The 13,543-nt window shown below is 65.6% G+C and carries 10 protein-coding genes; 5 read left to right on the top strand and 5 right to left on the bottom strand.

Going from position 1 to position 13,543, the window contains the following annotated elements; genetic code table 11:
* Positions 1 to 97 precede the first annotated feature (97 nt).
* Entirely contained in the window at positions 98 to 2,383 is a 2,286-nt protein-coding gene (clpA, locus tag AC5P8F_RS14210) for an ATP-dependent Clp protease ATP-binding subunit ClpA (RefSeq protein ID WP_032961881.1), read from the top strand.
* A gap of 72 nt (positions 2,384 to 2,455) precedes the next feature.
* On the opposite strand, the gene AC5P8F_RS14205 is transcribed toward clpA, so the two are convergent.
* The 4 genes from AC5P8F_RS14205 to AC5P8F_RS14190 form a co-directional block, all read right to left on the bottom strand.
* On the bottom strand, positions 2,456 to 2,830 hold the full coding sequence (locus AC5P8F_RS14205) for a hypothetical protein (protein WP_495228430.1): 375 nt from the start codon (positions 2,828 to 2,830) through the stop codon (positions 2,456 to 2,458).
* Positions 2,831 to 3,039: 209 nt separating this feature from the next.
* On the bottom strand, positions 3,040 to 3,258 hold the full coding sequence (gene infA / locus AC5P8F_RS14200; protein WP_005409596.1) for a translation initiation factor IF-1: 219 nt from the start codon (positions 3,256 to 3,258) through the stop codon (positions 3,040 to 3,042).
* A gap of 86 nt (positions 3,259 to 3,344) precedes the next feature.
* Positions 3,345 to 4,085 carry a leucyl/phenylalanyl-tRNA--protein transferase gene (gene aat, locus AC5P8F_RS14195; protein ID WP_014647084.1) on the bottom strand — a complete coding sequence of 247 codons (741 nt, stop codon included), beginning with the start codon at positions 4,083 to 4,085 and terminating at the stop codon, positions 3,345 to 3,347.
* Positions 4,086 to 4,150: 65 nt separating this feature from the next.
* Positions 4,151 to 5,275 carry a GNAT family N-acetyltransferase gene (locus AC5P8F_RS14190; protein WP_495228419.1) on the bottom strand — a complete coding sequence of 375 codons (1,125 nt, stop codon included), beginning with the start codon at positions 5,273 to 5,275 and terminating at the stop codon, positions 4,151 to 4,153.
* Between the two features lie 192 nt (positions 5,276 to 5,467).
* Here AC5P8F_RS14190 and AC5P8F_RS14185 point away from each other — a divergent pair, with 192 nt between their 5' ends.
* Positions 5,468 to 7,000, top strand: coding sequence for an N-acetylmuramoyl-L-alanine amidase family protein (locus AC5P8F_RS14185; RefSeq protein WP_495228417.1), 1,533 nt, complete (start codon positions 5,468 to 5,470; stop codon positions 6,998 to 7,000).
* Positions 7,001 to 7,078: 78 nt separating this feature from the next.
* On the opposite strand, the gene trxB is transcribed toward AC5P8F_RS14185, so the two are convergent.
* A complete protein-coding gene (trxB, locus tag AC5P8F_RS14180) occupies positions 7,079 to 8,050 on the bottom strand; it encodes a thioredoxin-disulfide reductase (RefSeq protein ID WP_014647087.1) in 972 nt (323 codons plus the stop codon).
* Positions 8,051 to 8,283: 233 nt separating this feature from the next.
* On the opposite strand from trxB, the gene AC5P8F_RS14175 reads away from it, so the two are divergent.
* The 3 genes from AC5P8F_RS14175 to lolA all read left to right on the top strand — a co-directional run bounded on the left by AC5P8F_RS14175 (position 8,284) and on the right by lolA (position 13,377).
* Positions 8,284 to 10,644: a DNA translocase FtsK gene (locus AC5P8F_RS14175; RefSeq protein WP_032961873.1), complete on the top strand. Its 2,361-nt coding sequence runs from the start codon at positions 8,284 to 8,286 to the stop codon at positions 10,642 to 10,644.
* A 39-nt stretch (positions 10,645 to 10,683) separates the two neighbouring features.
* A complete protein-coding gene (locus AC5P8F_RS14170) occupies positions 10,684 to 12,627 on the top strand; it encodes a DUF3857 domain-containing protein (RefSeq protein ID WP_197574273.1) in 1,944 nt (647 codons plus the stop codon).
* 111 nt (positions 12,628 to 12,738) lie between these two features.
* Entirely contained in the window at positions 12,739 to 13,377 is a 639-nt protein-coding gene (gene lolA, locus AC5P8F_RS14165; protein WP_005413289.1) for an outer membrane lipoprotein periplasmic chaperone LolA, read from the top strand.
* Positions 13,378 to 13,543 lie beyond the last annotated feature (166 nt).

Here is a 13,543-nt window from a genome sequence, read left to right as displayed (position 1 = left end):
TGCACTGCTAACGCCATCTGAACGCAGCAATCCGCTAGGGTGATGGAAATCGCGTAGTCAGGCCGCATATTGTCCCCATCTGCCGCCGGAGTAATCCATGTTCAGCAAAGACCTCGAACACACCATCGGCCAGTGCTACAAGCGCGCCCGTGAGGCCCGGCATGAATTCATGACGGTCGAACACCTGCTGTTGGCACTGCTCGACAACCCGTCCGCCCAGGCCGTACTGAAGGCCTGTGGTGCCGACGCCGAACGCCTGCGCCAGGAGCTGGAGCAGGCCATCGAGGCTTCCGTGTCCCGCCTGGCCGAAGATGACGGCCGTGATACCCAGCCGACCCTGGGCTTCCAGCGCGTGCTGCAGCGGGCCGTGTACCACGTGCAGTCCTCGGGCAAGAAGGAGGTCACCGGCGCCAACGTGCTGGTCGCCATCTTCGGCGAAAAGGACTCCCATGCCGTCTATTACCTCAACCAGCAGGACGTGACCCGGCTGGACGTGGTCAATTACCTGTCCCACGGCATCGCCAAGCTGGGCGAGGAAGGAGAGCAGCCGTCCTCCTCCTCCGAGGGCGAAGGCCGCATCGAAGGCGGGGAGGGCGAGCCGAAGGGTGATGCCCTGACCGAGTTCGCCAGCAACCTCAACGAACAGGCGCGGTCCGGCCGCATCGATCCGCTGGTCGGCCGTGCCGACGAGATCGAGCGCACCATCCAGGTCCTGTGTCGCCGCCGCAAGAACAACCCGCTGTACGTGGGCGAGGCCGGCGTGGGCAAGACCGCGATTGCCGAGGGCCTGGCCCGCCGCATCGTCGAGGGCTCGGTGCCCGACGTGCTGGCCGACGCGGTGATCTACTCGCTCGACCTGGGCGCGCTGGTGGCCGGCACCAAGTACCGCGGCGACTTCGAGAAGCGCCTGAAGAGCGTGCTGACCGCACTGAAGAAGGTCCCCAATGCGGTGCTGTTCATCGACGAGATCCATACCATCATCGGTGCCGGTTCGGCCTCGGGTGGCACCATGGATGCGTCCAACCTGATCAAGCCGGCGCTGGCCTCCGGCGAGCTGCGCTGCATCGGCTCGACCACCTTCCAGGAGTACCGCGGCATCTTCGAGAAGGACCGGGCGCTGGCCCGCCGCTTCCAGAAGATCGACATCGTCGAGCCGACCGTGGGCGAGACCTACGAGATCCTGCAGGGCCTGAAGTCCAAGTACGAGCTGCACCACGGCGTGACCTATTCGGACGAAGCGCTGCAGGCGGCGGTGGATCTGTCGGTGAAGCACATCGGCGACCGCCTGCTTCCGGACAAGGCCATCGACGTGATCGACGAGGCCGGTGCCCGCCAGCGGCTGCTGCCGGAAGGCCAGCGCAAGGAGCTGATCGACGTCGAGGAAGTGGAGGCGATCGTGGCCAAGATGGCGCGCATCCCGACCAAGCAGGTCAGTGCCACCGACAAGGATGTGCTGCAGCACCTGGAGCGCAACCTGAAGATGGTGATCTTCGGTCAGGACCCGGCCATCGAGACGCTGTCCTCGGCGATCAAGCTGGCCCGCTCGGGCCTGGGCAATCCGGAAAAGCCGATCGGCAACTTCCTGTTCGCCGGCCCGACCGGTGTCGGCAAGACCGAGGTGACCAAGCAGCTGGCGCTGCAGCTGGGCATCGAGCTGGTCCGCTTCGACATGTCCGAGTACATGGAGCCGCATTCGATCAGCCGCCTGATCGGTGCCCCTCCGGGCTATGTCGGCTTCGACCAGGGCGGCCTGCTGACCGAAAAGATCGTCAAGACGCCGCACTGCGTGCTGCTGCTGGACGAAATCGAAAAGGCGCACCCGGATATCTTCAACATCCTGTTGCAGGTGATGGACCGCGGCGTGCTGACCGATACCAACGGGCGTGAGGCCAACTTCAAGAACGTGGTGCTGGTGATGACCACCAATGCCGGCGCGGCGCAGGCCTCGCGGCGCTCGATCGGCTTCACCAAGCAGGACCATGCCACCGACGCGATGGAGACCATCCGCCGCAGCTTCACCCCGGAATTCCGCAACCGCCTCGATGCGGTGGTGCAGTTCCAGGCGCTGGGCTTCGAGCACATCCTGCGCGTGGTCGACAAGTTCCTGATCGAGCTGGAGATGCTGCTGCAGGACAAGCACGTCAGCCTGTCGGCCACGCCGACCGCGCGCGACTGGCTGGCCCACCACGGCTTCGACCCGCTGATGGGTGCGCGCCCGATGGCCCGCGTGATCCAGGACAAGATCAAGCGTCCTCTGGCCGACGAGCTGCTGTTCGGCAAGCTGGTCAACGGCGGCAAGGTGAACATCGATGTCCGCGACGACGAGCTGGTCGTAGAGACCCAGGCCGAGCCGGAGCGCCTGCTGCCGGTCACGGTGGAGTGAGCTGACGCCGGGCCTGGCCCGGCGGACCTGAAATGACAAGGGCGGCTTCGGCCGCCCTTGTCATATGCGCCATCAACGGCCGCGCTGGCGGGCCTTCTTCTGGAAGGTGGCTTCGTCGATCGGTTCGATCTGCGCCACCCGGCAGTGGTCGGCATCGGTGCGCAGCTGGCTGCGGCCGGCGCTGCACAGCAGGCTCTGCTGGCCTTCGGTGATGAAGCTCAGTTTCCGCGAGTAGCCGGCAGTGGAGCAGTCGTTCTGGAAGTGCACGACATAGTGGTCCTGGCCATTGCGCAGCAGGATGTTTCGCGAAACGCCGGCGCGCACGATCTGCTGGTCGCTGCCCAGCTGGATGCAGTCACTGGCCGTGGAAGGGGGCTCGGCGGCGCGCACAGGCGATGCGCTGGCGGACGCGGCAACGGCGACGAGCAGGGCGGTCAACGTGAGCATGTTCATGGCGGGGCAGGGGAGTGGCGATCCGGACTGGATCGGGTCCCACGATGCCGCCACGGATGAAGATGCGAATCTGCCGCAAGCAGGGCTGACCGACGCCACGGTGCGTTCGGTCACGATGACCTCCGGCAGGGCCGGATTGCACCCATGACAAAAGGCCAGCAACCAGGGCTGGCCTTGTCGAAGTGGCGCAACGCGCCGACCGCTTACTTCATGCGGTAGGTGATACGACCCTTGGTCAGGTCGTACGGGGTCATTTCAACCTTGACCCGGTCACCGGTGAGGATGCGGATGTAGTTCTTGCGCATGCGGCCGGAAATGTGGGCGATGATTTCGTGCCCATTTTCCAGGCGAACGCGGAAAGTGGTGTTCGGCAGCGTCTCGCTGACGGTGCCCTCGAACTCGATGGAATCGTCTTTCGACATGTAGTCCTGTGCGGTTCAGAAAACGGCCACGCTGGGCCTAAGGCGCAGTATTTTACGCGTGACCGGCCCAGCTTGCAAAGTTTGTGTTAACCCCCGGCCAAACGCTGTGCCGGCAAGCGTCCGACCGCCTGCGTCCACGGGCCTTCACGGCCGTCATGGCGCACCGCGTGGCGGACGTGCTGCAGGAACGCCGCGCGCGGCAGGTGCTCGGCGCCCATCCGCAGCAGGTGCGGATTCTCCACCTGGGCATCGATCAGCGCCCAGCCCCAGCCGTGAAGCGTGGATGCCAGCGCGGCCAGGGCGATCTTGGAGCCGCCGCTGGCGCCACTGAACATGCTCTCGCCGAAGAACATCGTCCCGATCGCCACCCCGTAGATGCCGCCGACCAGCGTCTGCCGGTCCCAGACCTCGAAGGAGTGGGCAAAGCCGAGGTCATGCAGCTGGCTGTAGGCCTCGACCATGTCGGGGCTGATCCAGGTGCCGTCCTGGCCGGGCCGCGGTGCCGCCGCACAGGCGCGCATCACCCGGCTGAAGGCGGTGTCGGCGGTGACCTCCCATGTGCTGCCGCGCAACTGGCGCCGGAAGCGGCTGGACAGATGCACGCCATCGGTACGGAACACCATGCGCGGGTCGGGCGACCACCACAGGATCGGCTCGCCCTCGCTGAACCATGGAAAGATGCCGCCCGCATACGCGTTGAGCAGGCGCGCCGGGTGCAGGTCGCCGCCCACGGCGAGCAGGCCGTCGGGCTGGCGCAGGGCGGTCTCGGCCGGCGGGAAGGGGGCGTCCGGCGCGTCGGCCAGGCGCCAGGGCAGCTGGCGGGTCATGCCGGCATTGTATTCGTCGCGGCCCCGCGCGAATGCCGCGGTAGATGCCAACCTTGGTTGGCGGGTCACCCGTCCGCGCGAAATGGGCTGTGCCCCAGCAGCTCCTGTTGGTAGCGCCGCACATCCCGCCGCTCCTGCCGGCACCACTCCTGCAACGCCTCGGCGAACTCCGCATCAGCCACCCAGTGCCGGCTGCGCACCAGTGTAGGCAGGAAGCCGCGCGCCAGCTTGTGCTCGCCCTGTGCGCCGGGTTCGAAACGGCTCAGGCCTTCGCGCAGGCAGTACTCGATGCCCTGGTAGTAACAGGCTTCGAAGTGCAGGCCGGGCAGGGTGGCGCCGCCCCAGTAGCGGCCGTACAGCGTGTCACCGCCGCGCAGGCAGAGCGCGCCGGCAATCGGCTGGCCTTCCTGCTCGGCCAGGAACAGTACCAGCCCGCGTCCCAATGAAATGGCCAGATGGCGCAGGAAGGGCTCCGTCAGCGCCGGGGCATTGCCGTACTCAAGGAAGGTCTGCAGGTAGAAGCGGTACATCGCCTGCAGGTCGGCGCGACTGGCCTCGTCGCCGTGCACCACGCGGAAGGTGATGCCCTGGCGGGTGACCTTGGCCCGTTCCTGGCGGATGTTCTTGCGGTGCTTGTGGTCCATCGCGGCGAGGAACTGCTCGAACGTTGCCCACTCGCCGGGGTTCTGCCACTGGAACTGCACATCCTCACGCAGCAGCCAGTCCTCGCCGAACAGCGCTTCGTCTGCTGGGGTGTGGAAGTTGATATGGGCCGATGACACCTCCAGTGCCGGCAGCGCATCACGCAACACCGACAGCAACGTGGCGCGATCTGAATCGTGACGGGCCAGCAGGCGCGGCCCGGTGACCGGCGAGTACGGTACCGCGCCCAGCCACTTCGGGTAGTAGTCGCGGCCATGGCGGGCATAGGCGTTGGCCCAGGCATGGTCAAACACGAATTCACCGTGGGAGTTGGTCTTCAGGTAGCCCGGAATTGCGCCGATCAGGCGCTCGCCCTCCCACAGCGTGAAGTGCCGGGGCTGCCAGCCCCAGTCCTCGCGCAGGCAGCCGTGCTGTTCCAGGCCTGAGAGGAAGGCGTGGCTGACGAACGGATTCTGGCCGTCGTGCAGGGTGTCCCAGTCGGTGGCGGGAATGGACTGCAGGGAGTCGAGGAAGCGGGTGGAGAGCATGGTTGGCAAGGATAGGCCAGGTGGATCGCGAACGGTGCTGGCGGAGCTGGGTTGGTTTGTTCCGGTTGGGGGTGAGGAAAGTTTGAATTGTCCATCCGTGTGCGCTTGGTGCGGAATCACCGGCGCACGGCTCGGCAGGGTGGCGGGGCGCTGCACGAGCGGCGCGCATCCCACCACATGGAGAAATCAACGATGAAGGGATTGAAGCTTGCAACTGCCGCGGTCGCGTGCGGCCTGATCTTTGTGCCACCCGTGTTGGCTTCTGGAGATCAGCCGGCAAAAGTGCTTGAGGATCCAGGTGCCTACGCGGAGGTGGTTGCGCTGTTGGAGCGTGAAGCTGCGAACCAGCTGACGCGTCATTTGCAGGAGAGGGGTGAGGTGCGACAAATCAGCGTCAGCATCCGTCTGGATGTGAAGGCAAGATCGATGGTGATCAGCTTTGGGCCTGGATACCTTCCCGGCCCGGATCGCGGTTACGACGAGCTCTTCCTGATTCCGATGGCGTCTACGTTGAGGTACTACGCCGAGAAGTCGGGACTGGATGTGAATGATATTGACTTCCTGTTTGACGGAAAAACCCTTGAGGAATACTACCCCGAGGATCTGGCCGTTCCGCCGAAGACGAAAGAGAAGTCGACGCATACATCAGCTTTGGTGTCAGCAAGCCATGGCTACATCAGCTTGCATCCCAGCGGAGAATGGAAGTTCCAGCGCCCAGCGCCTCTCGGCATCCAGGAAGACACGCTGAGTCCACTGTTTGGTGACGAACTGCAAGGATTGATCGAACAACGTAGCGGTTTGACAGTGCACCGGGCACGCAGCCGCTCCACGGAACTCCATCCGGAGTCCGGGAAGCCATGGGAGCACATGTCATCCCGCTACCACCTCAAGGCGCTTTTCCCCGAACGCACCGACATGTGGAATGAGTTTCCGAACAGCCCAGAGTCTGCTCGCGAAAAGGAAGAGGACATACGGGCTCGCCCCAACTACGCAAACCATCTGGGTGTGGATGTGATGCTGAGCCTGCACACCAATGGCAGCGATTCAGCCAGCCTGCGTGGAACCGAGGTCTACTATCATCAGGACAAACCGCAGGACAAGGCGCTGGCGGATAGCATTCTCTGTGGGATGCGTGAAATCATCCGAGCGCAACCGGGCTATCGGGATTTCCCGATTCGCGAGAGTTCGACCTCGGCCAGGCACGGCGAGAACCGCATCGGGAAGATGCCCTCGGTGATCATCGAAACCGCCTACCACTCCAATCCTGACGATGTGGCCGCCTTGCAGGACCCCGTCTTCCGCTCGGCGTCGATGAAAGGGGGGGAGAAGGGCTATCGCCTGTGGGCAACAGGAAAGACGTGTGAGCCGCTGTCCGGGCAGCCGATCGCAGATGTCGACGTTCCATCCGGCGACTCGCGCGAGGTGGACGTGGCGTTTGCGGGCCATCCGCAATTCCCGATCAGCCTGATCACCCGCAATACGCTGTGCCCATCAGGGTGGAACTGCAGCGGACGGACGGTGGTCATCGATTCGCCTGACCAGCCCAGCAGGATGCAACTCAGCTGCGGTCGCGACAGCGTGGGGACGCTCGGCTGGGAGACGCATGTGTTGGATGCGGATGGGGTCAAGTCGCAGCCCGTGCCTCACACCGTTCGTTGTGTTCCCGATGCGGCCGGCCCTGATCGAAATGGCTTGCCTGAGAATACGGCTGCCGCAGGGATGTAACGAGAAAGGCCGACGCTTTCGCGTCGGCCTTTCTCCTGAGTCGAGCATGGCTCGACTCTACAGAGCATAATCAGCGCTTCAGCTGGCCTTGCCCTGCGCGTCCAGATAGCGCTCGGCGTCCAGAGCGGCCATGCAGCCGAAGCCGGCCGAGGTGATCGCCTGGCGGTAGTGCTGGTCGGCCACGTCGCCGGCGGCGAACACGCCTTCCACCGAGGTCTGGGTAGCGTTGCCGCCCAGGCCCGAACGGATTTCCAGGTAGCCGTTGTTCATCGCCAGCTGGCCGTCGAACAGGGTGGTGTTCGGGTGGTGGCCGATGGCCACGAAGAAGCCGTGGGCATCGATGTCGCGGGTGCCGCCGTCCAGGGTGGACTTCACGCGCACGCCGGTCACGCCGGCGTCGTTGCCCAGCACTTCCTCCACCTGGTGGTGCCAGACGGTCTCGATCTTGCCTTCGGCCACCTTCCTGAACAGCTTGTCCTGCATGATCTTCTCCGCCTTCAGGGTGTCGCGGCGGTGGACCAGGTAGACCTTGCGGGCGATGTTGGACAGGTACAGGGCCTCTTCCACGGCGGTGTTGCCGCCGCCGACCACGACCACGTCCTGGTCGCGGTAGAAGAAGCCGTCACAGGTGGCACAGGCGGACACGCCGCGGCCCTTGAACTCGTCTTCGGTCGGGATGCCCAGGTACTTGGCGGTGGCGCCGGTGGCGATGATCAGCGCGTCGCAGGTGTACTCGTGGCTGTCGCCGATCAGCTTGAACGGGCGCTGCGACAGGTCGGCGGTGTGGATGTGGTCGAAGATGACCTCGGTCTCGAAGCGCTCGGCGTGGGCCTGCATGCGCGCCATCAGGTCCGGGCCCATCAGGCCGTGGGCGTCACCCGGCCAGTTGTCCACCTCGGTGGTGGTCATCAGCTGGCCGCCCTGCTGCAGGCCAGTGATGACGACCGGCTTCAGGTTGGCACGGGCGGCGTAGACGGCGGCGGTCCAGCCGGCCGGTCCGGAACCGAGGATGACGAGGCGCTGGTGGCGGGAGGGCAGGCTGGTGCTCATGTAGACTCGCGAAAAGGTAGATGGGACAAGGCGCTGGCGATGTTTGCGCAGCATCCGTGGCTGGTCATAGAGTGGCGGCTGGGGCAGGGCGATTCAAGCCGATGAACAGAACGCCGTCATCCAGCGGTGGTTTCACCCCTGTCCGGGCCCGGTCAGAAGTCGCATAACTGAAAACTGACGCCGTCTCATTTATTATCAATCACTAACAGCGCATTCCAAAGGTATGGTCTAAGGTGGCGAAGCAGGTCCCTGAACGCTCCAAGTCGGACGACAGCAAGGCGTCACGTCGCACGGCCGCGGCGGCGACGACCGACAATCCACGCCGCCAGCGCCTCTGGCGCGACCTGGGCCTGATCGCGATCGCGCCGGCCCTGCTCTATCTGGCGGCGAGTCTTTTCACCTATTCAGCGACGGATCCGGGCTGGTCACACACCGGCAGCGTGGTCGCGCCGGTGCACAACCTCGGTGGTCGCGCGGGCGCCTGGATCGCCGACGTGCTGCTGCAGTTGTTCGGCTACATCGCCTTCCTGCTGCCGGTGGTGCTCGGTGCGCTGTCGTGGATTGCCATGTTCGGCCTCAAGCGCGAGAGCAAGGGCGAGAACGACCTGGACCCGGCGCTGCGCCTGGTCGGCCTGGTCGGATTCCTTATCGCCGGCACCGGCTTCCTGCATGTACGCCTGTTCAGCGGCGATGTCTCCAGCGCCGGCGGCATTCTCGGCAAGCTGGTTGGCAATTCGCTCACGGTGGGCTTCGGTGCGCTGGGCGCGAACCTGTTCGTGCTGGTGTTGCTGCTGGCCTCGATCACCCTGGCCACCGGGCTGTCCTGGTTCACGGTGATGGAAAAGATCGGCCGCGGCGTGATGTCGCTGGCACCGTTGCTGGCGCGCAAGAAGGAAGAAGTCACCGAGTGGCAGCAGACCCGGGTGATGCGCGAGGAGCGCCAGGAGGTGCGCAAGGCCGATGCCGAGGTCCGCGCCAAGCGCGAGCCGGTGAAGATCGAGCCGCGCCCGGAACCGGTGATCGAGAAGAGTGATCGGGCCAAGCGCGACACGCAGATCCCGATGTTCCGTGGCGTCAACGGCGACGGCTCGGACCTGCCGCCGTTGGCCCTGCTGGACGACCCCAAGCCGCAGCCGGTGGGCTACGACAAGGAAACCCTGGACGCGCTGTCACGGCAGATCGAGTTCAAGCTGAAGGATTTCCGCATCGACGCCCAGGTGGTCGGCGCCAACCCCGGCCCGGTTATCACCCGCTTCGAGATCGAGCCCGCGCCGGGCATCAAGGTCAGCCAGATCAGTTCGCTGGACAAGGACATCGCGCGCGGCCTGTCGGTGAAGTCGGTGCGCGTGGTCGACGTGATTCCGGGCAAGTCGGTGATCGGCCTGGAAATTCCCAACGTCACCCGCGAGATGATCTACCTGTCCGAGCTGTTGCGCTCGAAGGAATACGACAAGTCGGCCAGCGTGCTGACCCTGGCGCTGGGCAAGGACATTGCCGGGCGCTCGACCGTGGCCGATCTGGCGCGCATGCCGCACCTGCTGGTGGCCGGTACCACCGGTTCGGGCAAGTCGGTGGCGGTCAACGCGATGGTGCTGAGCCTGCTGTTCAAGGCCTCGCCGAAAGACCTGCGGATGCTGATGATCGACCCGAAGATGCTCGAGCTGAGCGTCTACCAGGGCATCCCGCACCTGCTGGCGCCGGTGGTCACCGACATGAAGGAGGCTGCCAACGGCCTGCGCTGGTGCGTGGCCGAGATGGAGCGCCGCTACAAGCTGATGAGCGCGGTGGGCGTGCGCAACCTGGCCGGCTTCAACAAGAAGGTGAAGGAAGCGCAGGATGCCGGCCAGCCGCTGATGGACCCGCTGTTCAAGCCGAACCCGGAGCTGGGCGAGGCGCCGCGTCCATTGGAGACGCTGCCGTTCATCGTCATCTTCATCGACGAATTCGCCGACATGATGATGATCGTCGGCAAGAAGGTGGAAGAGCTGATCGCGCGCCTGGCACAGAAGGCGCGTGCGGCCGGCATCCACCTGATCCTGGCCACGCAGCGCCCGTCGGTGGACGTGATCACGGGCCTGATCAAGGCCAACATCCCGACCCGTATCGCCTTCCAGGTCAGCTCCAAGATCGACTCGCGCACCATCCTCGACCAGTCCGGCGCGGAAACCCTGCTGGGCCACGGCGACATGCTGTACCTGCCGCCGGGCACCGCGCTGCCCGAGCGCGTGCATGGTGCGTTCGTGTCCGATGACGAAGTGCATCGCGTGGTCGAGCACCTCAAGGCGATGGGCCCGGCCGACTATGTCGACGGGGTGTTGGACGAGGTGCAGACGATGGGCGACGGCGTGGTCGTCGGTGCCACCGGCCTGCCCGAGACCAGTGCGGCCGGCGACGAGTCCGACCCGCTGTATGACGAAGCGCTGCGGGTGGTCACCGAGACCCGCCGCGCCTCGATTTCCGGCGTGCAGCGCCGGCTGAAGATCGGCTACAACCGTGCAGCGCGACTGATCGAGGCCATGGAAGCGGCCGGCGTGGTCAGCCCGCCCGAGCACAACGGCGACCGCACGGTGCTGGCACCGCCGCCGCCGAAGTAAGGCCCGACGTATCCCCCACGACGTCCAAGGAACCGACGCATGCTTCACCCCGTACCAAGCGCGCTGGCGCTGGCGCTGGCAGCCTTCCTGGCTGCCGGCCCGGCACTGGCAGAAACCGCCACCTCCGCGCCCGCCACGGCGCCGCCTTCCACCAGCGGCGATACCGAAGCCAGCAATAATTTCAGCATTGTCCGTTACCGCGCCGACTACCAGGTGCGGCCGGATGCGGGCAATGTGCAGACCGAAACCTACGAAGTCCTGCTCAAGACCAAGGCTTCCGTCGAGCAGTTCAGCCAGGTGCGGCTGAGCTACAGCGAAAAGATGGAGACGCTGGAAGTGCTCGGTGCCTACACCATCACCGCCGATGGCCAGCGGCGCGACGTGCCGGCCGATCGCATCTACACCCAGGAGAGTTACTCCAGCGCCTCGGCGGCGATGTATGCCGACCGCAAGGTGCGGGTGATCGTGTTCCCGAACCTGGCCCCGGGCACGCGCCTGTACTACCAGGTGCGCCGCACCCAGGCCACGCCGTACTTCCCGGGCTATTTCGGCCTGTGGGAGACCTTCAACGTCTTCACCGAGTACGAAGACGCCGAGGTCACCCTGACTGCGCCGGCCAACCTGCCGATGTTCGTCGACAGCCGCGGCGTGCAGGGCAGCGATCGCCCGACGGTGAAGAACGGCCAGGCGCAGTGGCGCTGGCGCTACCAGCGGCGCGAAGCCATGCCGGCACAGAACTGGTCGGCGGCGGGCTGGGAGTTCGGCCCGAACATCATGGCCAGCACCTATCGTGACTGGTCGCAGATGGGACGCGCCTACCAACTCAAGGCCGGCCCGGCGGCCGACGTGACCCCGGCGCTGCAGGCGCTGGCTGATGAAATCACCGCTGGCATCAGCGACCGGCGCGAGCAGGCCGATGCGCTGTACCGCTGGGTGGCGCAGAACATCCGCTATGTGGCGGTGTACCTGGGCAATGGCGGCCTGGAGCCGAACAGCGCGCAGAGCATCCTCGACAACCACTATGGTGACTGCAAGGACCATGTGACGATCCTTGAGGCACTGCTGGCAGCCAAGGGCATCGCCAGCTCGCCGGTGCTGATCGGTGCCGGCGGTGGCCCGACGCTGCCGAAGATTCCGGTGCTGGGCCGCTTCAACCACGCCATCACCTACATCCCGGAATTCGATCTGTACCTTGATTCGACCACCGCGTGGGCCCGCTTCGGGCAGCTGCCGGAAGGCGACCTCGGCGCACCGGTGATGCGTACCCGCGACGCCTCGTTGGCGCGCACCCCGGCCAACACGCCAGAGCGCAACGCCACCTCGATGGAGGTGCGTTTCACCTTCGACTCCAACGGCAACCTGCGCGGCGAGACCATTCCGAAGCTTGGCGAGAACGCCGAGATCGGCATGCGCGCCCAGTTCTCCCAGCTCAACGCGCAGAACCGTGCGCGCGCCGAGGAGCAGATCATGGCCGCGTCCGGTTTCGACGGGCGAGGGCAGCTGCAGATCCAGGGCGTGCCGGTCGACCTGACCCGGCCGTTCGGCTATCGCATGGCCTTCCAGGCCGAGGACTACGCCGACTTCAGCGTGGCCGGCGGCATGGCCGTGCCGGATCCGCCGGGCGGCGAGTCGGTGCGTGGCCTGTACGCCACCGCTTCTGCGCCGGCCAACGAGACGCCGTTCTACTGCAATGCCAGCCTGCGCGAGGAAACCTATCGCCTGCAGTTCCCGGCCAATGCGCCGATCATCGCCATCCCGGCCAACCAGCGTTTCACCAACGCCGCTGGCGAGTACCGCGTGGACTGGAGCCGCGAGGGGCAGGACGTGATCGTGCGCCATCGCTTGCAGCAGAACGCGGTGCGTGGCCCGGAGGCGCTGTGCCAGCCGCAGGACTACACCGCGTTCCGCGCGTTGTATCGCGAAGTGCGGCGTGGCTTCCGTGGCCAGGTGCTGTACGGCAAGCTGCCGGGCTCGGGCGGCTGAATCGCCGATGGACGTTCAGGGCGGCATAATGTCGCCCTGATCGCCCATTCATCTTTCCCCGGGCACACTGGCAACCACCTTTCCTGGCGCCCGCGCCCACAGGATTCCCGCATGAACTTCCGCTTCCGTCGTTTCCTTGCCACCACCACCCTGGCCGTGGCCTGCGCCGCCGCCGGCAGCGCCTGGGCAGGCGCCCGCGATGACCTGAAGACCTTCACCAGTGGCCTGAAGGGCCTGGATGGCCAGTTCAGCCAGCAGGTGTTCGACAGCCGCGGCAAGGTGAAGGAATCGACCAGTGGCCGCGTGGCCCTGTCGGCGCCGCGCCTGTTCCGCTGGGAATACGTGCGCCCGCACGAGCAGTTGATCGTGGCCGACGGCAAGAAGGTCTGGATGTATGAGCCGGACCTGGAACAGGCCACCGTGCGCGAGCAGGGCAAGGAAGAGCAGAACAGCCCGCTGACCGCGCTGATCAACCCGGCGCTGCTGGAGCAGCAGTACGACGTCAGCGAAGAGGCCGCGCAGCGCGATGGCCTGCAGTGGCTGTCGCTGTCGCCGAAGCGCGAGACCGAAGCCAGCTTCCAGTATGCCGCGCTGGGCTTCAATGCCCAAGGCCTGGCCAAGATGGAAATCACCGACGCCGTCGGCCAGCGCACCGTGATCAGCTTCAGCGGCTGGAAGCGCAACCCGGGCTTTGCCGCCGGTACCTTCAGCTTCACCCCGCCGAAGGGCACCGACGTCATCGGTAATTGACCTGTGGGCGGAGGCGCCTTGGTGGGTGTCAACCTTGGTTGACATGCCTTTGATCTGCCGGCCAGCGGCCGGCACTACCGATCCTGTGGCCTGATCTGCCGGGCAGGGTTCGGTGCTGTCTGCTCTGGCGGGTGTCAACCGGCACCGTCATGGTGGGTGTCAACCT

This window comes from Stenotrophomonas sp. YJH_SMC_69 (assembly GCF_059370495.1).
Note: the sequence above shows the minus strand (reverse complement) of the source record. Positions and strands in the feature narration are given on the sequence as shown.

What these genes read in the sequence shown, in the direction of transcription:
- clpA (WP_032961881.1), top strand. Translation starts at nt 98, where the DNA reads ATGTTCAGCAAAGACCTCGAACACACCATCGGCCAGTGCTACAAGCGC.
- AC5P8F_RS14205 (WP_495228430.1), bottom strand. Translation starts at nt 2,830, where the DNA reads ATGCTCACGTTGACCGCCCTGCTCGTCGCCGTTGCCGCGTCCGCCAGC.
- infA (WP_005409596.1), bottom strand. Translation starts at nt 3,258, where the DNA reads ATGTCGAAAGACGATTCCATCGAGTTCGAGGGCACCGTCAGCGAGACG.
- aat (WP_014647084.1), bottom strand. Translation starts at nt 4,085, where the DNA reads ATGACCCGCCAGCTGCCCTGGCGCCTGGCCGACGCGCCGGACGCCCCC.
- AC5P8F_RS14190 (WP_495228419.1), bottom strand. Translation starts at nt 5,275, where the DNA reads ATGCTCTCCACCCGCTTCCTCGACTCCCTGCAGTCCATTCCCGCCACC.
- AC5P8F_RS14185 (WP_495228417.1), top strand. Translation starts at nt 5,468, where the DNA reads ATGAAGGGATTGAAGCTTGCAACTGCCGCGGTCGCGTGCGGCCTGATC.
- trxB (WP_014647087.1), bottom strand. Translation starts at nt 8,050, where the DNA reads ATGAGCACCAGCCTGCCCTCCCGCCACCAGCGCCTCGTCATCCTCGGT.
- AC5P8F_RS14170 (WP_197574273.1), top strand. Translation starts at nt 10,684, where the DNA reads ATGCTTCACCCCGTACCAAGCGCGCTGGCGCTGGCGCTGGCAGCCTTC.
- lolA (WP_005413289.1), top strand. Translation starts at nt 12,739, where the DNA reads ATGAACTTCCGCTTCCGTCGTTTCCTTGCCACCACCACCCTGGCCGTG.